This window comes from Bacillus sp. ATD, from assembly GCF_050585765.1.
GTDB lineage: Bacteria > Bacillota > Bacilli > Bacillales > Bacillaceae > Bacillus > Bacillus stercoris.
Genome location: NZ_JBOBQH010000004.1, coordinates 409,595 through 433,884, shown reverse-complemented (window position 1 = coordinate 433,884; position 24,290 = coordinate 409,595). Strand labels below are relative to the sequence as shown.

The 24,290-nt window shown below is 45.8% G+C and carries 23 protein-coding genes; 15 read left to right on the top strand and 8 right to left on the bottom strand.

Annotation, left to right across the window (positions count from 1 at the left end):
- Positions 1-51 precede the first annotated feature (51 nt).
- Positions 52-1,125, bottom strand: coding sequence for a spore coat kinase CotI (cotI, locus tag ACQXR1_RS12875; protein ID WP_430772268.1), 1,074 nt, complete (start codon positions 1,123-1,125; stop codon positions 52-54).
- A gap of 189 nt (positions 1,126-1,314) precedes the next feature.
- Here cotI and cotSA point away from each other — a divergent pair, with 189 nt between their 5' ends.
- From cotSA to ACQXR1_RS12860, 3 genes are read left to right on the top strand one after another with little or no spacing between them, the layout of a single operon-like run.
- Complete coding sequence (gene cotSA, locus ACQXR1_RS12870) at positions 1,315-2,448, top strand: spore coat protein CotSA (RefSeq protein WP_136654389.1); 1,134 nt, start codon at positions 1,315-1,317, stop codon at positions 2,446-2,448.
- A 14-nt stretch (positions 2,449-2,462) separates the two neighbouring features.
- Positions 2,463-3,518 carry a spore coat putative kinase CotS gene (cotS, locus tag ACQXR1_RS12865; protein WP_014665115.1) on the top strand — a complete coding sequence of 352 codons (1,056 nt, stop codon included), beginning with the start codon at positions 2,463-2,465 and terminating at the stop codon, positions 3,516-3,518.
- Position 3,519: 1 nt separating this feature from the next.
- Positions 3,520-3,954 (top strand): hypothetical protein, encoded by a 435-nt coding sequence (locus ACQXR1_RS12860; protein ID WP_014665114.1) that lies wholly within the window; start codon positions 3,520-3,522, stop codon positions 3,952-3,954.
- Between the two features lie 71 nt (positions 3,955-4,025).
- Here the strand turns inward: ACQXR1_RS12860 and ACQXR1_RS12855 are convergent, their stop codons facing one another.
- The 3 genes from ACQXR1_RS12855 to ACQXR1_RS12845 are packed head-to-tail and all read right to left on the bottom strand — an operon-like array spanning position 4,026 to position 7,485.
- On the bottom strand, positions 4,026-5,249 hold the full coding sequence (locus ACQXR1_RS12855) for a glycosyltransferase family 4 protein (protein WP_430772267.1): 1,224 nt from the start codon (positions 5,247-5,249) through the stop codon (positions 4,026-4,028).
- Between the two features lie 2 nt (positions 5,250-5,251).
- Positions 5,252-6,202 (bottom strand): NAD-dependent epimerase/dehydratase family protein, encoded by a 951-nt coding sequence (locus ACQXR1_RS12850; RefSeq protein WP_430772266.1) that lies wholly within the window; start codon positions 6,200-6,202, stop codon positions 5,252-5,254.
- Positions 6,199-7,485: a UDP-glucose dehydrogenase family protein gene (locus tag ACQXR1_RS12845; protein ID WP_071581086.1), complete on the bottom strand. Its 1,287-nt coding sequence runs from the start codon at positions 7,483-7,485 to the stop codon at positions 6,199-6,201. The genes ACQXR1_RS12850 and ACQXR1_RS12845 overlap by 4 nt, the downstream gene beginning before the upstream one ends.
- Before the next feature lie 171 nt (positions 7,486-7,656).
- On the opposite strand from ACQXR1_RS12845, the gene ACQXR1_RS12840 reads away from it, so the two are divergent.
- Positions 7,657-8,475, top strand: a complete 819-nt coding sequence (locus ACQXR1_RS12840) for a UTP--glucose-1-phosphate uridylyltransferase (protein WP_418657415.1) — start codon at positions 7,657-7,659, stop codon at positions 8,473-8,475.
- An 8-nt stretch (positions 8,476-8,483) separates the two neighbouring features.
- Here ACQXR1_RS12840 and ACQXR1_RS12835 read toward each other — a convergent pair whose 3' ends face one another.
- Entirely contained in the window at positions 8,484-9,203 is a 720-nt protein-coding gene (locus tag ACQXR1_RS12835) for a yteA family sporulation protein (protein WP_069840191.1), read from the bottom strand.
- Between the two features lie 289 nt (positions 9,204-9,492).
- Here ACQXR1_RS12835 and ACQXR1_RS12830 point away from each other — a divergent pair, with 289 nt between their 5' ends.
- The 10 genes from ACQXR1_RS12830 (at position 9,493) to mntD (ending at position 21,134) form a co-directional block, all read left to right on the top strand.
- Positions 9,493-10,908: an isochorismate synthase gene (locus tag ACQXR1_RS12830; RefSeq protein ID WP_430772265.1), complete on the top strand. Its 1,416-nt coding sequence runs from the start codon at positions 9,493-9,495 to the stop codon at positions 10,906-10,908.
- Complete coding sequence (gene menD / locus ACQXR1_RS12825) at positions 10,905-12,647, top strand: 2-succinyl-5-enolpyruvyl-6-hydroxy-3-cyclohexene-1-carboxylic-acid synthase (RefSeq protein WP_430772264.1); 1,743 nt, start codon at positions 10,905-10,907, stop codon at positions 12,645-12,647. The genes ACQXR1_RS12830 and menD overlap by 4 nt, the downstream gene beginning before the upstream one ends.
- A complete protein-coding gene (menH, locus tag ACQXR1_RS12820; RefSeq protein WP_430772263.1) occupies positions 12,635-13,459 on the top strand; it encodes a 2-succinyl-6-hydroxy-2,4-cyclohexadiene-1-carboxylate synthase in 825 nt (274 codons plus the stop codon). The genes menD and menH overlap by 13 nt, the downstream gene beginning before the upstream one ends.
- Before the next feature lie 34 nt (positions 13,460-13,493).
- Positions 13,494-14,309, top strand: coding sequence for a 1,4-dihydroxy-2-naphthoyl-CoA synthase (menB, locus tag ACQXR1_RS12815; RefSeq protein WP_003229054.1), 816 nt, complete (start codon positions 13,494-13,496; stop codon positions 14,307-14,309).
- Positions 14,310-14,399: 90 nt separating this feature from the next.
- On the top strand, positions 14,400-15,860 hold the full coding sequence (locus ACQXR1_RS12810) for an o-succinylbenzoate--CoA ligase (protein ID WP_326246733.1): 1,461 nt from the start codon (positions 14,400-14,402) through the stop codon (positions 15,858-15,860).
- Entirely contained in the window at positions 15,857-16,972 is a 1,116-nt protein-coding gene (menC, locus tag ACQXR1_RS12805; protein WP_014665102.1) for an o-succinylbenzoate synthase, read from the top strand. Before ACQXR1_RS12810 ends, menC begins: the two co-directional genes overlap by 4 nt.
- A gap of 280 nt (positions 16,973-17,252) precedes the next feature.
- On the top strand, positions 17,253-18,173 hold the full coding sequence (gene mntA / locus ACQXR1_RS12800; RefSeq protein ID WP_326246734.1) for a manganese ABC transporter substrate-binding protein/adhesin MntA: 921 nt from the start codon (positions 17,253-17,255) through the stop codon (positions 18,171-18,173).
- 18 nt (positions 18,174-18,191) lie between these two features.
- Positions 18,192-18,944, top strand: coding sequence for a manganese ABC transporter ATP-binding protein MntB (mntB, locus tag ACQXR1_RS12795; protein ID WP_069840184.1), 753 nt, complete (start codon positions 18,192-18,194; stop codon positions 18,942-18,944).
- 5 nt (positions 18,945-18,949) lie between these two features.
- On the top strand, positions 18,950-20,257 hold the full coding sequence (gene mntC, locus ACQXR1_RS12790) for a manganese ABC transporter permease MntC (RefSeq protein ID WP_326350266.1): 1,308 nt from the start codon (positions 18,950-18,952) through the stop codon (positions 20,255-20,257).
- Positions 20,247-21,134: a manganese ABC transporter permease MntD gene (gene mntD, locus ACQXR1_RS12785; protein ID WP_326350267.1), complete on the top strand. Its 888-nt coding sequence runs from the start codon at positions 20,247-20,249 to the stop codon at positions 21,132-21,134. Before mntC ends, mntD begins: the two co-directional genes overlap by 11 nt.
- Before the next feature lie 18 nt (positions 21,135-21,152).
- Here mntD and ACQXR1_RS12780 read toward each other — a convergent pair whose 3' ends face one another.
- From ACQXR1_RS12780 to ACQXR1_RS12770, 3 genes are read right to left on the bottom strand one after another with little or no spacing between them, the layout of a single operon-like run.
- Positions 21,153-21,311 (bottom strand): DUF1540 domain-containing protein, encoded by a 159-nt coding sequence (locus tag ACQXR1_RS12780; protein ID WP_003229069.1) that lies wholly within the window; start codon positions 21,309-21,311, stop codon positions 21,153-21,155.
- 53 nt (positions 21,312-21,364) lie between these two features.
- On the bottom strand, positions 21,365-22,405 hold the full coding sequence (locus ACQXR1_RS12775) for a cytochrome d ubiquinol oxidase subunit II (RefSeq protein WP_014665096.1): 1,041 nt from the start codon (positions 22,403-22,405) through the stop codon (positions 21,365-21,367).
- Positions 22,406-22,447: 42 nt separating this feature from the next.
- Complete coding sequence (locus ACQXR1_RS12770; RefSeq protein ID WP_014665095.1) at positions 22,448-23,779, bottom strand: cytochrome ubiquinol oxidase subunit I; 1,332 nt, start codon at positions 23,777-23,779, stop codon at positions 22,448-22,450.
- Between the two features lie 205 nt (positions 23,780-23,984).
- Here ACQXR1_RS12770 and ACQXR1_RS12765 point away from each other — a divergent pair, with 205 nt between their 5' ends.
- The gene (locus ACQXR1_RS12765; RefSeq protein ID WP_003219346.1) at positions 23,985-24,233 is read left to right on the top strand and encodes a type B 50S ribosomal protein L31; all 249 of its coding nucleotides are present in this window, start codon (positions 23,985-23,987) and stop codon (positions 24,231-24,233) included.
- The last annotated feature ends 57 nt before the right edge of the window (positions 24,234-24,290 follow it).

The following is a 24,290-nucleotide window of genomic DNA, read 5'->3' as shown; positions in this document are numbered from 1 at the left end:
CCCTTTAGCTTATAAAGATCAAACCCCCGATATGCGGGGGAAATGATGGATTTAAATCAGCTGCTGCAATGCGTTTGATTTAATGCGTTCATATTCAAAAGCTGATTCTAATTCTTCCTTCGGTAAAGCAGACTTGCGGACGTATTTTTCGCGAATGACATCGTAAAGCTCATAAGGAAACAGCATATCTATAAACATGACTTGTTTTTGTTCTTCAGTTAATGGGGCTCTGGATTCGTATGCGCTTAGCATGACATGAAATGTCTCGTCATCCCAAGCGCCCGTCGTATCCAAAAGCGGAATAATCATTTTGCGCAAATCGCGAATAGGCAGATCAAATGATACGGTATCTAAGTCGATGACCCAAATCTGTTCATTTTCTCCTAAGAGTGTATTTCCGGTTCCGTAATCCTGGTGGCAAAGGTTAGGGCTTTTTTTCAGCTGTTCAGTCCATGGAACATAGGCCGATTGCAAAAGCTGGTCTTTGATGCGCAGGCCGTCTTCAATGAAGCGGTCTATCTCCTGAAGATAAAGCTGTGAGAATGGGTCTTCTTTTTCCGCTCTCGCCATCAGCTTCCACGTTTCCATCTGTTTGCACCGTTTCGTGTAGTGGTTCGGCCAGCGCCCTAATTTGGTAAATACGGGAACTCCATTCGGCGGCTGATATCCGACGGACGCTGTATGGAAATCAGCAAGGCCTTTCATGATAAACTCCAAGTCCTGCTTTACAGTCAGCTCAAAAGGTCTTCCTTCGATCCAATCATATACGACAAATAGAAAGGAGCCGTGCTTGGAATATAGGCTGCCTTTTTTGTTTGGGAGTATGCCAGGAACATTCATGCCTTTTTTTGCTAAATAATCCTGCGCAAAAATGGAAAATAACGCTTTCTTTTCTGGTCTGTGTATTCGTTTCAGACAAACCGCGCCGGAGCCTGTGTGGACCTTCCAGACCAGCGCCATCTGATTTCCCTGAATGACGTCTATTTTTTCAGCATGCACATCCCATCCTTGAAGCACATTTTCAGCCAGCTCCGTTAATTTTTTTTCATCTTCTGCTGATAAAGGAAGCTCTGATGAATTCCCCTCCTCAATGACTTCGTGGTTTTCTGCCATTAAAGGACACATCCTTACCTGTTTTACTCCTACCTTATGAATCAAAAGGAAAAAATGATTGAGATATTTGACTATATTTAATAGAAGAATATGGTTGTTTACCCGTTTTGTTTTTGGGGCAGTCCCAATCCGCACAAGTTGGTTGATCAGCCGTATCATGATTCTAACTAGTTAAAAATCATGCAGGAATGGAGGCTATGTATGAAAATAGCACTGATCGCCACAGAGAAGCTTCCTGTCCCATCGGTTCGAGGAGGCGCCATTCAAATCTACCTCGAAGCGGTTGCCCCTTTAATTGCCAAAAAACATGAGGTGACTGTGTTTTCTATTAAAGATCCTAATCTCGCTGATAGAGAGACGGCAGACGGTGTCCATTATGTGCATTTGGATGAAGACCGTTATGAAGAAGCTGTTGGAGAAGAGCTGAGAAGGAGCCGCTTTGACCTTGTGCATGTTTGTAATCGCCCAAGCTGGGTTCCAAAATTGAAGAAACAGGCGCCGGACGCTGTTTTTATATTAAGCGTTCACAATGAAATGTTTGCTTACGATAAAATCAGCCAGGCAGAAGGAGAGATTTGCATCGATTCCGTAGCGCAGATTGTTACGGTCAGCGATTATATCGGACAGACGATCACAAGCCGTTTTCCGTCAGCCCGATCAAAAACAAAAACAGTTTATTCCGGTGTGGATTTAAAAGCGTACCATCCCCGCTGGACGAATGAAGGACAGCGGGCTCGCGAAGAGATGCGAAGCGAGCTGGGGCTTCACGGCAAAAAAATCGTCCTATTTGTCGGCCGTCTTAGCAAAGTCAAAGGCCCGCACATTTTATTGCAGGCTTTGCCGGACATCATTGAGGAGCATCCCGATGTCATGATGGTGTTTATCGGGTCCAAATGGTTCGGAGATAATGAGTTAAATAACTATGTCAAACATCTTCATACCCTTGGCGCGATGCAAAAGGATCATGTCACATTTATTCAATTTGTGAAGCCAAAGGACATTCCGCGCCTTTATACCATGTCAGATGTATTTGTGTGCTCTTCGCAGTGGCAGGAACCTTTAGCAAGGGTGCATTATGAAGCGATGGCTGCGGGACTGCCTATTATTACAAGCAATCGGGGAGGCAATCCAGAGGTCATAGAGGAAGGGAAAAACGGCTACATCATTCATGACTTTGAAAATCCTAAACAATATGCCGAACATATCAATGATTTGCTAAGCAGCTCGGAAAAGCGGGAACGGCTTGGGAAATACAGCCGCCGTGAGGCAGAAAGCAATTTCGGCTGGCAGAGGGTGGCTGAAAATCTGCTCAGCGTCTATGAAAAGAACAGATAGAAGGGGTGAACAGAGTGTACCAAAAAGAGCATGAAGAACAGATTGTGTCTGAAATTCTTAGCTATTATCCTTTTCATATTGACAATGTGGCGCTGAAATCGAACAAAAGCGGACGCAAAATCTGGGAAGTTCAAACTGATCATGGCCCAAAGCTGCTAAAAGAAGCGCAAATGAAACCGGAGCGGATGCTTTTTATCACTCAGGCACATGCCCATTTACAAGAGAAAGGGCTGCCGATAGCGCCGATTCATCAAACAAAAAATGGCGGTAGCTGCTTGGGCACGGATCAGGTTTCTTACAGCTTATATGACAAAGTGACAGGAAAAGAAATGATTTACTATGATGCAGAGCAAATGAAAAAAGTCATGTCGTTTGCAGGCCATTTTCATCATGCGTCAAAAGGATATGTTTGCACAGATGAAAGCAAGAAGAGAAGCAGGCTGGGAAAATGGCATAAATTGTACCGATGGAAGCTGCAGGAACTTGAAGGGAATATGCAGATCGCAGCATCTTATCCTGATGACGTATTTTCGCAAACTTTCTTAAAACATGCTGATAAAATGCTGGCAAGAGGAAAAGAAGCACTTCAAGCGCTTGATGACTCAGAATACGAAACCTGGACAAAAGAAACGCTCGAGCATGGCGGATTCTGTTTTCAGGATTTTACATTGGCACGTTTGACTGAGATCGACGGGGAGCCCTTTTTAAAGGAGCTTCACTCGATTACCTACGATTTGCCTTCAAGAGACCTTCGTATTCTGCTGAATAAAGTGATGGTTAAGCTCTCGGTGTGGGATACTGATTTCATGGTTGCGCTGCTTGCGGCCTATGACAAAGTGTATCCGCTCACAGAAAAACAGTACGAGGTACTTTGGATTGATCTCGCGTTTCCGCATTTGTTCTGTGCAATCGGCCATAAATATTATTTGAAGCAAAAGAAAACGTGGTCAGATGAGAAGTATAACTGGGCGCTGCAAAATATGATTTCCGTTGAAGAATCTAAAGATTCGTTTTTGGATAAACTGCCGGAACTGTATAAAAAGATAAAAGCGTATCGGGAGGCGAATTGACATGAGATCTTCGAGACAAAAAGCCTCTATTTCTAAATTGGATCTTGATCAATTCGTATTTACACCGCCTGGATCAATGGGGTGGCAGGCTCATGACTCAATCTCAGCTGAGAAGGAGGAAGAGGAGAAGCATTTAGCTGTGGGCAGCATCCGAGAGCTTCCTCACATCAATGCACCGAAAGAATATCAAGAAGAAACGAAGGAAAAGGAAACTGAACACAAAATCATCAATGATGAAGAAGAAACGAAATTTGAAACTGCTCGAGAGCCTGAGGAGGAGCGTGAGTCGAAACGCTCAATGCCGCTCTTTGAGGAAGAAGAGCATGATGATGAAGAACCAGAATTAGTGGAGGAAGCTAGAGTGGAAATCATCATTCTTCCAAGTGATTCTAAACCAGCTCCATGGTTTTCTTCAGCTGTAAAGCGAAAGGCATAAAGTCACTTTTATGCCTTTTTTTGAGCTCTCTGCAACAAAAAACAGCCCGTTTTGCAACGCGAGCTGTAGGTTTATGATTTTGCTTTCACAAAAAGCTGATTGATTGATGATAAATCAAGGTTTTGCGTCAGAAAAGGCGGCGGGAATTGTTTGTTTTTCGGGGTCAAAACAAATTGGTAAACTTCATTGAGCCGTTTGGCAGCATGTGTAAAGGTAAATAAAGCTTCTACATGCTTACGGCCGTTTTTTGTCATTTTGTTCATTAATTCTTGATCTGTAAAGGCTCTATCAATTGCTTTTGCAAATGAAGAAGGTTTGTTGTAGCTGTCAATGACAAGGCCGGTGACTTCGTGTTTTACGACCTCTCCGTTTCCGCCCCGGTTTGTGGTAATTAAGGGCGTGCCGGCTGCCATTGCTTCATAATTCACACGGGCGAGCGGTTCATTCCACTGAGAGCTGCACACAAATACATCTGCCATCAGAAAAAGGTTTGGTATGTCGTCTGCGGGAATGAATTTTGTGAAGATCACGTGGTCTCTGTACGGCAGTGCCAGCTTGCGAAGATAGGTGACATATTGATTTTCGCTGTCATCGCTGAACCACTTCCCGCCCGCTATGACAAGTACAGCATCAGGATGCTGCTGCAAAATCCGTCTCATGCTGTGGATGAGAAGGTGAGGCCCTTTTGTCGGGCTTAAGCGGCCGGCGAATAAAATAACTTTTTTATCCTCAATGTCGTATTTTTTTCGGTATGTTTCTCTGACAGCCGCGCCTTTCGTCGTCCAGACGGGCGGATAAGCGTGTAAATCAACGCCCGAGTACACGACTTTTGTGATGTCCTCGGCTTCAGGGAAACGTTCGATGACGGTTTGTTTAATAAATTCGCTGACAGTTGTAATCATGGAGACATTGTCGAGTACTTCTTTTCCTTGCGCGAAGGTCATCTTTTTTTCAGAAAACATTTCGTTATGCAGGCTCAGAATGATCTTGCTGTTTGGTGAAGCCTTTTTATATAAAGAGACATTTAAAGGCCTGTTAAACACATGAATGAGGTCGAAGGAAGAGGCTCGCAGCTCTTCGGCTACCGCCTCTCGGTAATGCTCTTTTGGCAGATGGATATAATGTACGCCGTTTTTCGTTTCTCTTTTTGGAAGCGATGGATCTTCTATTGAAAAAATGGTCAGGTCGTAGCGGCTGCTGAAATAGGGCGTGACACCGTCAATCATCATTTGAATAGCGCCGCCGCGTACCGCGGGCGCCGGCAGCTTTTCTGTACAGATAAAGGCAAGCTTCATTTTCATTCCCCCTGATACAGCGACGATAAATAGGCAATTTCGTTAGTCAAGCCATCCTTTAAGGATGTGGCAGGATCATAATGCAAGAGCTGCTTTGCTTTTGAAATATCCGCCCACGTGTTGCTCGGTTCCCCTGCTATTTTGTCCGAAAAGTGCAGTATTGCTTTTTTACCGGAAATCTCTTCAATGAGGGAGACAACCTTTAAGACTGAGGCACGTTCAGCACCGCCGATATTTACCGTTTCACCAATAAGGTGGGGTTTCCCAAGAACAGCGGTGATGCCTTTGACACAGTCGCTGATGTAAGTAAAATCTCTTGACTGCTGCCCGTCACCGAAGATCGTGAGCGGCTTTTGCTGAAGGTGCTGCTTGATGAGCCGGTGAAAAGCCATGTCCGGCCGCTGTCTTGGTCCGTAAACGGTAAAAAAACGGAGAATCACAATTGGAATGCCAAAGCTTTGTTGATACACATGGCAAAGCTTTTCGCCGGTAAGCTTTGTTACCCCGTATGGAGATAAAGGAGAAAGCGACGTGTTCTCGCTGACTTTTCCTTGTTTTTCGCCATAGACGGAAGAGGTGGATGCAAAGATGAACGTTTGAATAGGATGTTCCCGGGATGCCTCAAGGAGTCTTTGGAGCGCTTGGATATTATGTGCGGCATATGGGTGAAAATGATTGCCCCAGCTTGAGCGGACACCCGGAATGGCCGCCAAATGAAAGATGACGTCCACTCCTTCCAGTAAGGGAGAAAGATCCGCTGTCAGCAGATTTTCCTTTATAAACGTAAATCGTTTTTCTTGCAGCAGGGTTTTAAGGTTTTTTAATTTTAAGGAAAATGGAGTAGGACCGATAAAGTCATCGATTCCGATAACGTGATGTCTCTTATCCTTCAGTAATTCTTCGCAGAGGTGGGAGCCGATAAATCCCGCTGCTCCTGTGACGAGTATTCTCATGGGCGCCCAACCCCCGTACAGATCAGGCCGCAAGCCTCGATCGGTTCTTTTTTCAGTACGTTGCGTCCGTCAATCACAAGACGCCCTTTCATGATATCTGCAGCCTTTTTCCAATCAAACGCTAAAAACTCAGGCCATTCTGTCGCCAAAAATAAAAAGTCACTCTCTTCTATCGCATCAAAAGCTTGAGAATGCTGAGTTGCATGTTGCCGCAAATGTTCTGGAAGGACAGCTTCAGGGTCATATGCATGAACATCACATCCCAGCTCTGCCAGCCCTTCAATCAGTCTGACGGCCTGAGAATTTCTGGTGTCATCGGTATGGGGTTTGAAGGAAATGCCGAGTACAGCTGCTTTCTTGCCTTGAAGTGTATCGAAGAATGACTGTATTTTTTTGATATACAGGCTGAGCTGGGTGTCATTAATGTGCTGCACGGCTTGAAGCAGGAAGGTCTCCGTGTTTTTTTCCTTGGCAGCAAATTGCAGCGCCTGCAGATCCTTTGGAAAACAAGAGCCGCCGTATCCGATGCCAGCCTGCAAAAAGTGCCTCCCGATTCTCGGATCTAGTCCGATAGCGCGGGAAATATCCGAGATATCTGAATGATAGGCTTCACATAAACGGGCCATTTCGTTAATGAACGAGATTTTGGCTGCTAAAAAGAAATTGTTGGCATATTTGATCAGCTCTGCTCCTGTTAAGCTTGTAATGATATAAGGGGTGTCAATGTGTTTGTAAATAGATTTGACGATTGCTGCCGATACGTGATCGCCTTCCTGAATACCGATGACCGTTTTGTCAGGATGCAGCATGTCATATAAGGCGTTGCCTTCCCGCAGAAACTCGGGATTGGATACGATGTTAAACAAACTTTCAGACACACCGGAGGCAACCAGCTGTTTTGCTATGTTTTCATTTGTCCCGGGCGGAACAGTGCTTTTCGTAATAATGGTTTTATACGATCGAATCGCCTCGCTCAAATCGCTGATGACGGACTGCAGGGCTTTCGTATCAGCTGACCCGTCCGAACGCGGTGGGGTTCCGACTGCGATAAAGATGACGGGACATTTCTCCATGCTCGATTTCACTTCAGAAGAAAACGAGAGATTGCCGTAATGGTTTATTGCATCAGAAAGCCCAGGCTCGTAAAAGGGAATGTCTCCATTTTTCAGCTGCTCGATTTTTTTGACGTCTTTGTCTGTGCATATCATGTCATGCCCGATGGATGCCAGTGCCGCTGATAAAGTTAAACCGACATATCCGGCGCCAACCACACAAATTTTCATCACCTGAGCTCCTTTTCAAGATTACTGGTCATATATCAATATCCTATTAAAAAAGGGCTGGTTCGTGATTCCGCTTTCTGCCCAGTTGCGTCCGCCTAATTTCACATGGACAAACATCGGGATGCGCTCTTGGAATATCATGTAATAAACATAAGCTGAGGGGAAAATACCATGATAAAAAAAGCGATCATTCCTGCCGGAGGATTCGGCACGAGAAATCTGCCGGTGACGAAGGTGATTCCGAAAGAAATGTTTCCGGTAGGGTCTAAGCCTGTAATTCATTATATTGTTGAAGAACTAAAGGAGTCAGGCATTGAGGACATTTTGATGGTTGTATCGAGCCATAAAAACCTGATTGTCGACTACTTCGATTCCTCTTTGGCACTCGAAGCTTTTCTGGACTCCCGGAATAAACTGCATTTACTCAGTGAGCATCCAATTCCAGATATACGAATTCACTACGTGCGCCAGCCTTATGCAAAGGGTTTGGGTGATGCCATTTCTTACGGAAGGCCATTTGCAGGCGGGGAGCCTTTTGCCGTCGTTTTGCCCGATGATCTGATTTTTTCCGCCAATCAGCCGGCTTTAGGGCAGCTGATTGAAGCGTATACGAAATATCAGTCCAGTGTGATCGGCTTAAAAGAAACAAAAACGGAGGATTTACATCATTACGGGGTGATAAAGGGGGAGCCTGTTGAAAAAGGGGTTTATCGCATCCAGGATATTGTGGAAAAGCCTAAAGAAAACCCGCCATCTCATTTTGCTGCAGCAGGACGTTATATTTTTACACCGGATATCTTTGATAAGCTGGACGAATTAGAAGCTGATAACGGAGGAGAAGTGCAGGTAACGGATGCGATTAAAGCTTCACTCGGGGCATGCAATGTTTACGGGAAATTGCTAGAGGGCGAGCGGTATGACATCGGCCTGCAAAAGGATTATTTGAGGCTGATTTCCGATATGCTGAAAACGAAAAAGAACCCCCGATAATCGGGGGTTCAATCAGCGTGGAGATCGCCGAATGTTGTCATGATTCCCTCTTCGTCAAGCTCTTCCTCATAACGCTCATGGGCCCTGCTTTGATAAACTGTAATTTCTTTGCCGGTGATATCAGTAGCAATGAAATTTTCGTAAGACTCCGTATTACCGATATTCTCTTCGGCGTTCATTGTCATATCATCGTAGCTGAGCGGCGGATTTTCCATATCCTGCGGCGTTTGCGAGTTACCGTATTTTTCGACATCCTGATAGGAATCTTCACTGTCATATGGCGCTCTGATTTCTTCATCATCGTCAAATTCAAATTGCCCGAAAGGTGTTTCTTCTTCGATCGGACGGTCTTTGGACACCACGTCCTGTGACGAATACTCCGCGAGTGTTGTGGCAGTCGGAAGCGCTTCAAGTCTTTCGTAAGGGATTTCCTTTCCGCTGACTTCACAAATACCGTACGTACCGTTTTCTATCGCTTTTAATGAATGCTCAATGTCCCGAAGGTGCTCTCGCTCATGTAAATCGAGAGCGATGTCTTTTTCACGCTCGTAAAGTTCGGTTGCATGGTCTCCGGGGTGGTTATCATAAGCTGAAAGTTCACCCATTGAATCATACGGAAAGGCTGAATTGAGCTGAAAATGGTCATTGTCTTTGAAACGGTTTAAGATATCTTTTTTTGTTTGCTCCAGTTCATTTTTTAAATGCTGCAGCTGGTCTTTTGTAAGCAATGTGATCGCCTCGTTTCTCTGTGATGCATACCTTTAGTATGAACAGATCGCCGGAGAACTTTCATAAATGCCTGATGGAGGAATATAGGGGATTTTCCTTTTATGGTAAGCGGATACAAGCTTTGCTACCAGTGGAGAAAGAAATTTAAGCTTTGTTTCTTTTTCATTTCTGAAATTAGGTTTATAATAGGTAAGGCAGGCCATTTGGACTGCACGATCTGTGTTTGACACAAAGAAGACACAGGTGTATGGTATTAAAAGCATTTTAAGGATTATGGAGGAATGTCTCATGGTGACAACGGTGCAGCGTACGTTCCGAAAGGGAGTTCTACATGCATTACATAAAGCCAAAGAAGTCAACCATGCTGTCTTAATAAGCTATTCGAGACAAATCGAGTCTCTTGACCCTCTATCATTTTTCAATTACAGAGCAAAAAAATATACAGGCAATCGATTTTTTTGGTCAGATCCTGAAAGTGAATTGACAATAGTCGGTCTTGGCAAAGAAGCAGTTTTCCAGACAAATCAAAAAAACAGCGAGCGGTATCGTGAGGTTTTTGAACAATGGGAGCGCTTTAAAAAGACGGCTTTTCATATTTATGAAGAAGAAAAGCTGCAGCATTCTGCAGTGGGACCTGTGTTATTCGGAGGATTTTCTTTTGACCCTTGCGAAGAAAGAGGTACACAATGGGACCATTTCTCGGAAGGGGATTTCTTTGTGCCTTCGCTTATGCTGACAATGACTGCTGAAGGCCCGTTCTTAACAGTCAACAGATGGGTAAAAGGACAAGAAGACGCAGAGGCTGTTTTGGAAGGCTTACAAGCTTTTGCAGCGGAATTAATTGTTCCTGATTTAGATCTGGGAAGCCAGGCTATGATTGAAGCATCTCAAGAGCTGGATAAGGATGATTGGCTGAAAGCAATCGAAACGGCAACAAGCCAAATTAAAGAGAAACAATATGATAAAGTGGTTCTTGCCCGAGAGCTGCTGCTCACGTTTGACGGTCCAATTCAAATTGAACCGGTGCTTAAAACGCTTCTGAACGATCAGCAGACAAGTTATGTTTTTGCAATTGAACAGGGAGGCAAAACCTTTGTCGGCGCATCTCCAGAAAGACTGATCAAAAGGGACGGCAGCACTGTCATGTCTACTTGTCTGGCAGGCTCCATTAAACGAGGCGTGAATGAAGAAGAAGACCGCCGGATCGGGCTGGAATTATTAAACGATGATAAAAACCTGCATGAGCATGATATTGTCGTAGGCATGATTCATAACGCTTTTGAATCAGCCTGTTCAGAGGTTGAAAAGCCTGATGGGCCTGTATTGTACAAAACAAAAAGCGTTCAGCACCTATTTACGCCGATTGTCGGACAGCTGCGTGACTCTGCTTCGATTTTTGACTTAATTGAGAAGCTGCATCCCACTCCGGCGCTTGGGGGAGCACCTAAGGAAAAAGCTGTTGAAGTGATCCGAGAGATTGAACCGATGAATCGCGGCTGGTATGCAGCCCCTATCGGCTGGATTGACAGCCAGGATAACGGAGAATTCGCAGTAGCCATTCGTTCCGGACTGATCGAAGGCAGAACAGCAAGGCTGTTTGCCGGGTGCGGTATTGTGGAAGACTCGGAACCAATCTCGGAATATGAAGAAACGCAGATTAAATTGAAGCCGATGATCTCTGCATTAGGAGGTGAGAGGCGTTGACTGTCAACCCGATTACTCATTACATCGGAAGTTTTATTGATGAATTCGCCCTTTCCGGAATTACGGACGCCGTCGTTTGTCCAGGCTCAAGATCCACGCCGCTGGCTATTCTTGCTGCCGCGCACCCCGATATTAGCGTCCATGTCCAAATTGATGAAAGATCGGCCGGGTTTTTTGCACTAGGATTGGCAAAAGCGAAGCAGCGTCCCGTACTATTGATCTGCACATCAGGAACAGCCGCGGCCAATTTTTATCCGGCTGTGGTTGAAGCCCATTATTCAAGGGTGCCAATTATTGTGTTAACTGCTGATCGGCCTCATGAGCTGCGCGAAGTAGGCGCACCGCAGGCTATTAATCAGCACTTCTTATTCGGTAACTTTGTTAAGTTTTTCACAGACTCTGCTCTTCCTGAAGAGTCTCCGCAAATGCTGAGATACATCCGAACGCTGGCAAGCCGCGCTGCCGGTGAAGCACAAAAACGACCAATGGGGCCTGTCCATGTGAATGTGCCGCTGCGCGAACCGCTGATGCCGGACCTTTCGGATGAGCCGTTTGGAAGAATGAGAACAGGCCGTCATGTGTCTGTAAAAACGGGTACGCAGTCTGTTGACCGCGAATCCCTGTCTGATGTGGCTGAAATGCTCACAGAGGCTGAAAAAGGAATGATCGTCTGCGGAGAGCTCCATAGTGAAGCGGATAAGGAAAACATTATTGCGCTGTCAAAAGCGCTTCAGTATCCGATTTTAGCGGATCCGCTATCTAATTTGCGGAATGGTGTTCATGATAAAAGCACTGTCATTGATGCGTATGATTCATTTTTAAAAGATGATGAGTTGAAGCTGAAACTTCGTCCTGATGTTGTCATCCGGTTTGGGCCGATGCCTGTTTCAAAACCGGTTTTCTTATGGCTCAAGGATGATCCGGCGATTCAGCAAATCGTGATTGACGAGGATGGAGGGTGGAGAGACCCGACACAGGCAAGCGCGCATATGATCCATTGTAGTGCGTCTGTTTTTGCTGAGGAGATCATGGCAGGCCTTACTGCTGCCACCAGATCATCAGAGTGGCTTGAGAAGTGGCAGTTTGTCAATGGGCGGTTCCGCGAGCATTTGCAAACCATCAGCAGTGAAGATGTTTCGTTTGAAGGCAATCTCTATCGAATCCTTCAGCATCTTGTGCCTGAAAACAGCTCGCTGTTTGTTGGCAACAGCATGCCGATCAGGGATGTTGATACGTTTTTTGAAAAGCAGGAACGCCCTTTTCGGATTTATTCAAACCGGGGCGCAAATGGAATAGACGGTGTCGTCTCCTCTGCGATGGGGGTATGTGAAGGAACAAAAGCGCCTGTTACCCTTGTGATTGGAGATTTATCTTTTTATCATGATTTAAACGGCCTGCTCGCGGCCAAAAAACTGGGCATTCCTCTGACTGTGATTCTTGTCAATAATGACGGCGGAGGGATTTTCTCCTTTTTGCCGCAGGCTTCTGAGAAGACACACTTTGAAGATTTGTTCGGCACACCGACTGGGCTCGATTTCAAGCATGCGGCTGCACTTTACGGCGGAACGTATTCATGCCCGGCTTCATGGGATGAATTCAAAACAGCTTACGCGCCGCAGGCAGACAAGCCCGGACTCCATTTGATCGAAATCAAAACAGATCGCCAATCGAGAGTCCAGCTTCATCGCGATATGCTGAACGAGGCTGTGCGGGAAGTGAAAAAGCAATGGGATCTGTAAACATAACGGTGTCAGATGGTGTCCGATATGCTGTGACAGACGTCGGGCCGGATGCTTCCGAAGCCGTCGTCTGTCTGCACGGGTTTACTGGCAGCAAACAATCATGGACTTTTCTTGATGAGATGCTGCCTGATTCTCGCTTGATCAAAATTGATTGTTTAGGGCATGGTGAAACCGATGCCCCGCTGAATGGGAAAAGATACAGCACTAGCCGGCAGGTTTCTGACCTTGCCGAGATTTTTAATCAATTAAAACTTCACAAAGTGAAATTGATTGGGTATTCTATGGGAGGAAGGCTTGCTTACTCTTTTGCGATGACATATCCAGAGCGGGTATCAGCACTTGTGCTTGAAAGCACAACGCCGGGGCTCAAAACGCTTGGGGAACGGCGGGAGCGAATCATGCGGGACCGGAAGCTTGCTGATTTTATTTTGCGTGACGGGATCAAAGCGTTTGTTGAGTATTGGGAGAATATCCCTTTGTTTTCATCCCAGCAGCGGCTGGCTGAAGATATTCGGCACAGGATACGATCGGGCCGTCTGCGGAACAATAAGATTGGGCTTGCGAACAGTTTAACCGGCATGGGCACCGGTTCACAGCCTTCCTTGTGGAGCCGTGTAGAAGAAATAGCCGTTCCTGTGCTCCTTATCTGCGGCGAGTGGGACGAAAAATTTTGTGCCATCAATCAAGAGGTGCATAAGATGCTTCCTTCTAGTAGAATAGAGATTGTTCCAAAGGCAGGACATACGGTCCATGTGGAACAGCCGCGATTGTTTGGTAAAATAGTGAGTGAGTTTTTGACAAGCATCTGACTCATTCACATAGAGAATAAAAGGAGGTCATCATATGGCTGAATGGAAAACAAAACGGACATACGATGAGATATTGTATGAAACGTATAATGGCATTGCAAAAATAACAATCAACCGACCTGAGGTACATAATGCGTTTACCCCTAAAACGGTTGCTGAAATGATTGATGCGTTTGCTGACGCAAGAGACGACCAAAATGTTGGGGTTATCGTGCTTGCCGGCGCAGGGGACAAAGCATTTTGTTCTGGCGGAGACCAAAAAGTGCGCGGTCACGGTGGATATGTAGGAGACGACCAGATCCCGCGTCTTAACGTATTGGATCTTCAGCGTTTAATCCGTGTCATTCCGAAACCGGTTGTTGCGATGGTGTCTGGATATGCGATCGGCGGAGGCCATGTGCTTCACATCGTATGTGACTTGACAATTGCTGCAGACAACGCAATTTTCGGACAAACAGGCCCTAAAGTGGGAAGCTTCGATGCAGGTTACGGTTCTGGCTATCTGGCTCGAATTGTTGGGCACAAAAAAGCGCGTGAAATCTGGTACCTATGCCGTCAGTACAACGCACAGGAAGCACTGGACATGGGTCTTGTCAACACAGTCGTTCCTTTGGAACAGCTTGAAGAAGAAACGATTAAATGGTGTGAAGAAATGCTTGAAAAAAGCCCGACCGCACTGCGCTTTCTTAAAGCTGCGTTTAACGCGGACACAGACGGACTTGCTGGAATTCAGCAGTTTGCAGGGGATGCGACCCTTCTTTACTACACAACAGATGAAGCAAAAGAAGGCCGTGATTCCTTTAAGGAAAAACGCAAACCTGATTTCGGACAGTTCCCTCGTTTCCCGTGATCAGCAATACTTAGTCAACCAACAGCTTGAGACTTTGCGGTCCAAGCTGTTTTCTTTTCAATACAGACATTTTACCTCGGAGATGATGACATGCTGACAGAACAGCCTAACTGGCTCATGCAGCGGGCGCAGCTGACACCTGAGAGAATTGCTCTCATCTATGAAGACCAAACCGTGACTTTTGCAGAATTGTTTGCCGCGTCTAAACGAATGGCGGAACAGCTTGCCGCTCATTCGGTTCGGAAAGGGGATACTGCGGCTATTTTGCTCCAAAACCGTGCAGAAATGGTATACGCTGTTCACGCTTGTTTTTTGCTAGGTGTTAAAGCGGTGCTTTTGAATACAAAGCTGTCAACACATGAAAGGCTGTTTCAGCTGGAGGATTCCGGCTCCGGCTTTTTACTGACAGATTCAAGCTTTGACAGAAAAGAGTATGAACATATCGTTCAAACGATTGATGTGGATGAATTGATGAAAGAAGCCGCGGGGGAAATGGAGATCCAGGCTTATATGCAAATGGATGCAACGGCGACGCTGATGTATACATCGGGTACGACAGGAAAGCCAAAGGGAGTTCAGCAAACGTTCGGCAACCATTATTTCAGTGCGGTGTCGTCCGCGCTTAATTTGGGTATAACAGAACAAGACCGCTGGCTTATCGCATTGCCGCTCTTTCACATCAGCGGCTTGTCCGCATTATTTAAATCTGTGATCTATGGAATGACTGTCGTGCTTCATCAGCGTTTTTCCGTAAGCGATGTGCTGGATTCTATCAACAGGCATGAAGTGACAATGGTATCTGCGGTTCAGACTATGCTGGCCAGTCTTTTACAAGAAACAAGCCGCTGCCCTGAATCCATCAGATGCATTCTTCTCGGCGGCGGTCCTGCACCGCTGCCATTGCTTGAGGAATGCCGTGAGAAAGGATTCCCTGTCTTTCAGTCATATGGAATGACAGAAACTTGCTCACAAATTGTTACCCTGTCGCCGGAATTTAGCATGGAGAAGCTCGGATCTGCGGGGAAACCGCTGTTTTCATGTGAAATCAAAATCGAGCGGGACGGACAGGCATGTGAACCGTTCGAACACGGTGAAATTATGGTCAAAGGCCCGAATGTCATGAAAAGCTATTTTAACCGAGAGAGCGCAAACGAAGCCTCCTTTCAAAATGGCTGGCTGAAAACAGGTGATCTTGGGTATTTGGACAATGAAGGCTTTTTATATGTATTAGACAGACGTTCAGATCTGATCATTTCTGGCGGAGAAAACATTTATCCGGCCGAAGTGGAGTCAGTGCTGCTTTCACACCCCGCTGTGGCCGAAGCCGGAGTTTCAGGGGCTGAGGACAGAAAATGGGGGAAAGTGCCTCACGCCTATCTTGTCCTTCACAAGCCTGTGAGCGCAGAAGAATTGAGGGCATACTGCAAAGAACGCTTGGCAAAGTATAAAATTCCGGCAAAATTCTTTGTGCTTGACCGCCTGCCGCGCAATGCGTCTAATAAGCTCTTGCGAAATCGGCTGAAAGATGCGCGTAAAGGAGAACTGCTATGATCGAAATAGAAAAAATTACGCTTTACCATTTGAGCATGAATTTAAAGAAACCGTTTAAAAATAGTATCGAAACGCTTCAAGAGCGTAAATTTCTGATCGTGGAAGCCATTGATACATCAGGTGTTACAGGCTGGGGAGAAGTTTCTGCTTTCTCTTCTCCTTGGTACACCGAGGAAACCATTGGAACATGTTTGCATATGCTAAAAGATTTTTTTATTCCAAATGTCGTCGGCCGTGAATTTAATCACCCTTCAGAAGTGCCGGACAGCCTGGCGCGGTATAAAGGAAACCGGATGGCAAAAGCGGGACTTGAATCGGCTGTCTGGGATATCTATGCGAAAAAGAAGGGCATATCTCTTGCTGAGGCATTGGGCGGAACAAGAGATAAAGTCCCTGCCGGAGTGGTTGTCGGCCTGGCACCCCTTGACGATATGCTGAAGGAAATTGAAAGCTATCAAAAAGAAGGGTATCAAAGAATAAAAATTAAAATTCAGCCTGGGCAGGATGTGGAATTGGTCAAGGCCATCCGCAGCAGGTTCCCAAACATCCCTCTCATGGCTGATGCCAATTCCTCCTATGAGCTGAAGGATATCAGCCGCTTAAAGGAGCTTGATGAATTCCAGTTAATGATGATTGAGCAGCCTCTTCAAGCTGACGACATCGTTGACCACCGCCACTTGCAGAAACATTTGAAAACGGCCATTTGCCTTGATGAAAGCATTTGTTCAGTTGATGATGCGAGACGGGCGATTGAGCTGGGAAGCTGCAAAATTATTAATATAAAGCCTTCGCGTGTCGGCGGCTTAACAGAAGCTTTAAAAATTCATGATTTATGCCAAGAGCATCACATGCAGGTGTGGTGCGGAGGAATGCTGGAAACCGGCATATCGAGAGCGCAGAACGTTGCGCTTGCTTCACTGCCTCAATTCACAATACCCGGCGATATTTCATCATCTTCACGTTATTGGGATGAAGATATTGTGACCCCTGATATTCGTATTGATAATGGATTTATTTCTGTGTCAAAACAGCCTGGTTTAGGGGTTGAGGTGAACCAGGATATTATGCGAAAATATGTGACCAAAATGGATGTTTTCACACAGCATGGGTAAGAAAAAAGCATTTTGCTATTTCGAATGAATGACACTATGCTGTTACAGTAAAAGTGTTCATTGAATACATCCCTTCTCGTTTGGACCGGCTGCTGACCCAGCCGGTTTTTTTATGTAAATGGAGCTTGACAAAAATGGCCAAACGCGATAATTTTGCACTAGGGAAACTTTTTGTCCTAAGTAAATAAAATATGCTTTTGTCTAATTAAATGTCACATGTCTAAGAACTGATATCATAAGATAAAACAATCGGACATTGATGGCAAAGAGGAGGAGAAACATGAAACGAGGGCTGATGGCGGCAGTGCTTTTTGCGGCCTTTGCTTTAACAGGATGCGGAACAGATTCAGCCGGAAAGAGCGCTGATCAACAATTACAAGTGACAGCGACAACATCTCAAATTGCCGATGCAGCAGAAAACATCGGAGGCAAGCATGTAAAAGTCACCTCGTTAATGGGGCCGGGGGTTGATCCGCACCTTTACAAAGCTTCGCAAGGTGACACGAAAAAATTAATGTCAGCCGATGTTGTTCTGTACAGCGGGTTGCATTTGGAAGGGAAAATGGAGGACGTCCTCCAAAAAATCGGCGAACAAAAACAAGCAGCGGCAGTTGCTGAGGCCATTCCGAAAAACAAGCTTATTTCCGCGGGGGAAGGCAAGACGTTTGATCCCCACGTGTGGTTCAGCATTCCGCTATGGATCTATGCAGTGGATGAAATTGAAATGCAATTCAGCAAAGCAATGCCTCAGCACGCAGATGACTTTCAGAAAAATGCCAAAGCATACAAAGAAGATTTGCAATATTTAGATAAGTGGGCACGCCAGGAGATCTCGCACATTCCGGAGAAAAGCCGTGTGCTTGTGACTGCTCATGATGCGTTTGCGTACTTTGGGAATGAGTATGGATTTAAGGTAAGAGGCCTGCAGGGACTAAGCACAGATTCGGACTATGGATTAAGGGATGTTCAGGAGCTGGTTGATCTTTTGACAGAAAAACAAATAAAAGCTGTGTTCGTAGAAAGCAGCGTATCTGAAAAATCAATCAATGCAGTGGTGGAAGGCGCTAAAGAAAAAGGCCATACCGTCACAATCGGCGGCCAGCTTTATTCGGATGCCATGGGTGAAAAGGGCACCAAAGAAGGCACATACGAAGGAATGTTCCGCCACAATATCAACACGATTACTAAAGCGCTTAAATAAGAAAAAGAGGTGAAGGATATGTTCCCTGTTGAGCTTGATAATGTGACGGTTGCTTATCATAAAAGGCCTGTGCTGCAGGACATTTCGCTGCAGGTGCCGGAAGGAAAACTGATTGGCATTATCGGCCCAAACGGCGCGGGAAAATCAACTTTGATCAAAACCATTCTCGGTCTTGTGCCTCGGGCTTCAGGAGACATTTCTATTTACGGCAAAGACTATAAGGATCAGCGGACCAGAATCGGATATGTTCCGCAGCGCGGCTCGGTTGACTGGGATTTCCCCACAAGCGCGCTCGATGTCGTCCTAATGGGAAGATACGGAAGAATCGGTTTATTAAAGAGGCCAAAGAAAGCAGATGTGGAAATGGCGAAGGCCGCTTTAGCAAAAGTCGGGATGCTTGATTATGCGAATAGGCAGATCAGCCAGCTGTCAGGCGGCCAGCAGCAGCGGGTGTTTCTTGCCCGTGCACTCTGCCAGAACGCTGACATTTATTTTATGGATGAACCGTTTGCAGGTGTCGATGCAGCGACGGAGCGCGCGATTATGACGCTTCTGGCAGAACTCAAAGAAAAAGGAAAAACCGTGCTTGTCGTCCATCATGACTTGCAGACCGCCGAGGATTATTTTGATTGGATTTTACTGCTTCATTTAAGAAAAATCGCTTTCGGACCGGCGGAAAACGTTTTTACAATCGAAAACCTGCAAAAAACATATGGAGGAAGGCTTGCGTTTTTAAAAGATAAAGTACTGGCAGAAGGACATAAGGAGTGAACGCAATGTTTGAAAGTTTGTGGCTGCAGCTCCAGCATCCGAATACACAGTGGGTGCTGGCCGGTACGCTTTTGCTCGGGACGGCAAGCGGTGTTTTGGGCAGCTTTGTGCTGCTGAGAAAGCAAAGTTTAATCGGCGATGCGATGGCCCACTCAGCTCTGCCGGGAGTGTGTCTCGCTTTTCTGTTCACCGGGCAAAAATCACTGCCTTTCTTTTTGCTGGGTGCGGCGCTCGCCGGACTGCTCGGAACGTTTTGTATTCAGCTGATTCCTCGGCTTTCAAAAACAAAGGAGGACTCGGCGATCGGGATTGTTCTTTCTGTGTTTTTTGGCGTCGGGATCATTCTGCTGACATATATTCAGCAGCAGGGGGCGGGAAGCCAAAGCGGGCTTGATTCTTTTTTGTTCGGCCAGGCTGCTTCATTGGTCAGACAGGATATCATCCTTATTGCAGGAATATCTGCTGTTCTGCTGCTCCTATGTATTGTTTTCTTTAAGGAATTTACATTGATTACTTTTGATCTCGCGTTTGCAAAGGGATTGGGAATCCCGGTGCGTTTTTTGAACGGGCTTTTGGCTAGTCTGATTGTCGGTGCTGTCGTTATTGGGCTTCAGACGGTTGGTGTGATATTAATGGCAGCTATGCTGATTACACCTGCCATAGCTGCAAGATATTGGACCGAACGATTGACAGGGATGATCGTCATTGCCGGGGTCACTGGCGGGGTCAGCGGAGTGGCCGGAACCCTGCTGAGCACAACCATGAAGGGAATGGCGACAGGGCCATTAATAATCATCTCTGCAACGCTGATCTTTCTTTTTTCAATGATTTGCGCGCCTAAGCGGGGGTTGGCGGCTAAAGCCATAAGGCTGATGAGGCTTCGGAGCAGAACAAGCAGGGAGCAAGTGCTGCTGACGATTTATGAACAGTATGAAAAGAAAGATCTTTGTGTAACAGCTGAGAGTGTAAGAAAGAAAAGGCGTCTATCTCCTTCATTATGCCTTAAGGCATTGACTGACTTGGAACAAGAGAGGTGCATTGAGAGTATCGAAAATGGAGTTTGGCAAATCACAAGCACCGGGATTGAAAAAGGCTACCACACAGCTTTGAAGCAGCGGATGTATGAAGTGTATCTCATGCATGAAATGGAGCTTGCCAATATAGAATTCGACCAGGACTGCTTTGATCCGGATCGTTTGTCAGGGGAAACGAGAGAACGGCTTTTTTCATTATTAAAGCTGTATGGCCGGATGCCTGAGCTGCGAAAAGCGTCTCATGAAGCTGAGAAGGGACAGATCGTAAATGAGTTTTGAAACATGGATTATAGCTACAGGTGTATTAGTCGGTGTAAGCTGCGCATTGATCGGCACATTTCTTGTGCTGAGAAGCATGGCGATGCTGGCCGACGCAATCAGCCATACCGTGTTGCTTGGCATTGTCGGCGCTTTTCTAGTGACGGGAAGTCTCGACGGGATTTCTATGTTTATCGGTGCAGCCGCAACCGGTCTGTTAACGGCTTTCTTGGTTCAGCTTCTTCATAGCAAGGGGGTTCAATCAGATGCTGCCATAGGCGTTGTGTTTACATCCTTATTTGCAATCGGCGTCATTTTGCTTTCTGTTTATGGAGCGAATGTCCATCTCGATATTGAGCACTCGTTAATGGGAGAAATCGCTTTTGTGCCGTGGAATACGATGACGGCATTCGGAGTTGATATCGGGCCGAAAGCGTTTTGGATGCTGGCATCTGTTCTGGTTTTAAACGTAGTGTTGATCAGTGTGTGCTATAAGGAGTTTAAAATCGCGTCGTTTGATCCTCAAATGGCTTTAGCCTTAGGAATACCGGTTTTGCTCATTCATTACGTGCAAATGGGCATGCTGTCTTTGACGACTGTTGCTTCCTTTGATTCAGTGGGTGCTGTATTGGTTGTGGCCATGTTGATTGTTCCGCCTGCTGCGGCACATTTGCTGACAGACCGGCTTCTTTATATGCTGATTCTCAGCGCATTGATTGGGGGACTGTCGGCGATCATGGGCTATTTCTTCGCAACGTGGCTTAATGTTTCGATTTCAGGAGCGATGGCGGCCATGACAGGTATATGGTATGCAAGCGCCTTTTTGTTTTCACCTGCAAACGGGGTCATGACTAAAAAGCTGAGAACACTCAACATGCAAAAAGAAAGAGCTGGCTGATGCAGCTCTTTCTTTTAATTACAAATCATGCGGCTTAAACGTTTTGCAGTCTGTTTCCCGGCTGTTTTCAGCCGTTTCACCAGTATGGCTGACAACATAAATGGCATCAGCGGTGCATTTGTTTCCTTTGCCCCAATAAGAACAGTTGTTGACTTCGCATAGAATTTTCTGCTCCATGCCATCCCCTCCTTATAAAGGTTCTGGGTTAGTATAGCCGGCAGGCTTCACCTCTATTCCTCCTGGCGGATATAGCGTTTATCTCGCATAAACATTTTCCAGAAGAAATAAAAGCCCGGAAATAGAATGATAAATGCGACGATATACGTCGCAAACAGTGCCCTGAACGTTGCTGGCTCTGTGAAGCCTGACATGACTGTCACATCGGGATAAATCATATACGGAAGATGCGCCCGCCCGTACGCGTAGCTTGCGAGAAAATACTGTATTCCAATCGCGACAAGTGCAAGCCGCGGTTTTCCGATGTTTTTTCCAAAACTTTTGTTTGGCAGAAACAGAGCGATTCCAGCAATGACAAATGTAATAAACGATGCAATAATCCAAGTGAAATCATTCAGCATTCCGCTGTACAGCCAGTTTGCTTCATTCCGCATCGTCACCATAATGCATACAGCAAACAGCAGTGAAATCGGGCCGGTGATCAGGGCGCTTTTTCTGTAGGCCCGGTACGCATCCTGTTCCTCTGCTACATTTGAAAAATCAGCAAGCAATAGCGAGGATAAAAATAAGGTGCTTAAAATCGCAAACCCGATAAATGAATAGGCGTTGGGGCTTGAAAAGATTTTAGACATATTCAAGTTATAGATCCCGTCCGTTTTTTCGATAAATCCTCCGTGAGTCACAGGAAGCACCAAAATTAAAACAGCAGGAATGATAAAGCCGGAGATGCCGGAAATATATCTTAGCGTTTTCCGCTCTTTTGCTGTGTTTGAAAAAACGAGAAATCCGCTTCGGATCGCTAAAAGCAGCAAAATTATGCTGCCGGGAATTAATAACACGGTGCCGAGCACAAATGTCGCACCGGGGAAAAAACTGAAAAGCGCCACGACGATGGCCACAATAAAGACGTTTGTGACCTCCCAAGTCGGGGACAAAAATCGATTCGCAATATCGGTGGCCTTCATGTGTTCCTTGTTTAAATAGATCATAGACCAAAATCCAGCTCCAAAATCCATTGTCGCCATGACGGCGTAAATAAACACAAAGCCCCAGATAATTGAGATGGCGATCAGAGCGTCAGTTGAAATGTCCATTTGTCGATCTTCCTTCCATTTGGTTTCCTGTTTGCGGAGCCATTACGACTCCGCTGTATTTAAATCTTCGTCAACCGGGTGCTTGCGGAAATAGTACAAGAGCACGTAGACGACAGCTGCGCCTAACACGGCATAAACAAATGTGAAAAACAAGAAGAGCACTCCGATCGAACCAGTTGTTGTCACGACATCCGATGTTTTCAGCAGATGATAGATGACCCAAGGCTGCCTCCCCGTACAGGCGAAAATCCAGCCGAATTCAATGCCGATAAGACTAAAAGGGCCTGCTGTCATGAAAATGACCAAAAGCCACGTCGGGAATCGGTCTTTCTTGAGCACCTTTCTCCAGACCACACCGATAATGGAATAAAGAATCAACAGCATGCCTACTCCGACCATCGCATTAAACAGCGTGTGAATAAAAAGCGGCGGCCATTCATCTCTAGGAAATGCATTCAATCCCTTTACAACAGTGTCAAAACGGTTCGCTGCCAAAAAGCTTAAAGCCCATGGAATCTCGATAGCCCATTTTACTTTTTCTTCTTTCGGGTCGGTAAAACCGCCGATCGCGAGCGGAGCGTGGGATCTTGTTTCAAACAGGCCTTCCGCACCGGCTAATTTTTCGGGCTGGTATTCGTACAGCATCTGTGCTGATTCGTGTCCGTTCAAAGCGGTCAGCAATGAAAAAATACCGCCGATCGTGAGTGCGAGCAAAAGGGCTTTCCGGTGAAAGCGATAGACCTTTTCCTTTTTTCTCGTCCGGATCATTTTATATGCGGCCACAGAAGCCACGATAAACGCTCCCGTCATAAATGCGGATAAAACGACATGGCCCGCAGTGATAAAAAAGCTTGGGTTGAAGAACGCGGCCCACGGATCAACATCTGTGATTTTTCCGTTTAAAATTTTAAAACCTGCCGGAGTTCCTTCAAAGGCATGGACATTCGTGATCAGAACAGCGGATGCTGCGGCCCCGACTAACACAAAGAAAACAGCAACAATCCTCATTGCAGGTGATAAGCGGTCTGCTGCGTATACATAAATCGACATGAAAAGGGCTTCAACAAAAAAAGCATAGATTTCAATTTGAAACGGCAGGGACATGACCCGGCCGATGACTTCCATAAATCCCGGCCATAAAAGCGCGAGCTGAGTGCCCGCGATCGTTCCGGTCGGTATGGCGACTCCCAGTAAAACGGCTTGTGCTTTCGTCCACCTTTTCGCCATGATCGCATAATGGTCATCTTTCGTTTTTTGATAGATCAATTCCGCCACTAAAATCATGAGCGGCAGACCGACTCCAAGCGTTGCGAAAATGATATGAAAGCCCATTGTCGTGCCAAAAAGGCTTCTGGCCAAAACTAAATCATCCACAATCGTAAACCACCTTTCTCAAAAGACGTTCTTTATGTATTTTGGGTTTATTATTTGCTTCCTCGGTTAGATTATTCTTCCTATTCTTAAATGCCACGAGGTTTACGATGAGAGAACAGAGGGAAGGATGTAAGAAGATTGACAAAACGTTTGTGACGTTATAAAATAAAACGTAATTATTACGATTTATTGAAAGGAGACACTCATGAAAGAAGGAATTCATCCAAAGAACCACAAAGTGATATTTCAGGATGTCAACAGCGGCTACCGTTTTCTAAGCACCTCTACTAAAACATCTAATGAAACAGCAGAGTGGGAAGACGGCAACACATATCCCGTCATTAAAGTAGAAGTAAGCTCTGACACGCATCCGTTTTATACAGGCCGCCAGAAATTTAATGAAAAAGGCGGACGAGTTGAGCAGTTCAAAAAACGCTATAACATGGGGAAATAAGGCAGACCTGAGGGTTTGTCTTTTTTTATTATGACGAATAAACAAGTGTTGTGATAT

Coding starts and splice junctions, on each gene's coding strand:
- menC (WP_014665102.1), top strand. CDS start 15,857: ATGATCGAAATAGAAAAAATTACGCTTTACCATTTGAGCATGAATTTA.
- ACQXR1_RS12765 (WP_003219346.1), top strand. CDS start 23,985: ATGAAAGAAGGAATTCATCCAAAGAACCACAAAGTGATATTTCAGGAT.
- ACQXR1_RS12860 (WP_014665114.1), top strand. CDS start 3,520: ATGAGATCTTCGAGACAAAAAGCCTCTATTTCTAAATTGGATCTTGAT.
- mntD (WP_326350267.1), top strand. CDS start 20,247: ATGAGTTTTGAAACATGGATTATAGCTACAGGTGTATTAGTCGGTGTA.
- ACQXR1_RS12810 (WP_326246733.1), top strand. CDS start 14,400: ATGCTGACAGAACAGCCTAACTGGCTCATGCAGCGGGCGCAGCTGACA.
- ACQXR1_RS12840 (WP_418657415.1), top strand. CDS start 7,657: ATGATAAAAAAAGCGATCATTCCTGCCGGAGGATTCGGCACGAGAAAT.
- ACQXR1_RS12845 (WP_071581086.1), bottom strand. CDS start 7,485: ATGAAAATTTGTGTGGTTGGCGCCGGATATGTCGGTTTAACTTTATCA.
- menH (WP_430772263.1), top strand. CDS start 12,635: ATGGGATCTGTAAACATAACGGTGTCAGATGGTGTCCGATATGCTGTG.
- ACQXR1_RS12830 (WP_430772265.1), top strand. CDS start 9,493: ATGGTGACAACGGTGCAGCGTACGTTCCGAAAGGGAGTTCTACATGCA.
- cotI (WP_430772268.1), bottom strand. CDS start 1,125: ATGTGTCCTTTAATGGCAGAAAACCACGAAGTCATTGAGGAGGGGAAT.
- mntB (WP_069840184.1), top strand. CDS start 18,192: ATGTTCCCTGTTGAGCTTGATAATGTGACGGTTGCTTATCATAAAAGG.
- mntA (WP_326246734.1), top strand. CDS start 17,253: ATGAAACGAGGGCTGATGGCGGCAGTGCTTTTTGCGGCCTTTGCTTTA.
- mntC (WP_326350266.1), top strand. CDS start 18,950: ATGTTTGAAAGTTTGTGGCTGCAGCTCCAGCATCCGAATACACAGTGG.
- ACQXR1_RS12850 (WP_430772266.1), bottom strand. CDS start 6,202: ATGAGAATACTCGTCACAGGAGCAGCGGGATTTATCGGCTCCCACCTC.
- ACQXR1_RS12855 (WP_430772267.1), bottom strand. CDS start 5,249: ATGAAGCTTGCCTTTATCTGTACAGAAAAGCTGCCGGCGCCCGCGGTA.
- ACQXR1_RS12780 (WP_003229069.1), bottom strand. CDS start 21,311: ATGGAGCAGAAAATTCTATGCGAAGTCAACAACTGTTCTTATTGGGGC.
- cotSA (WP_136654389.1), top strand. CDS start 1,315: ATGAAAATAGCACTGATCGCCACAGAGAAGCTTCCTGTCCCATCGGTT.
- ACQXR1_RS12775 (WP_014665096.1), bottom strand. CDS start 22,405: ATGGACATTTCAACTGACGCTCTGATCGCCATCTCAATTATCTGGGGC.
- menB (WP_003229054.1), top strand. CDS start 13,494: ATGGCTGAATGGAAAACAAAACGGACATACGATGAGATATTGTATGAA.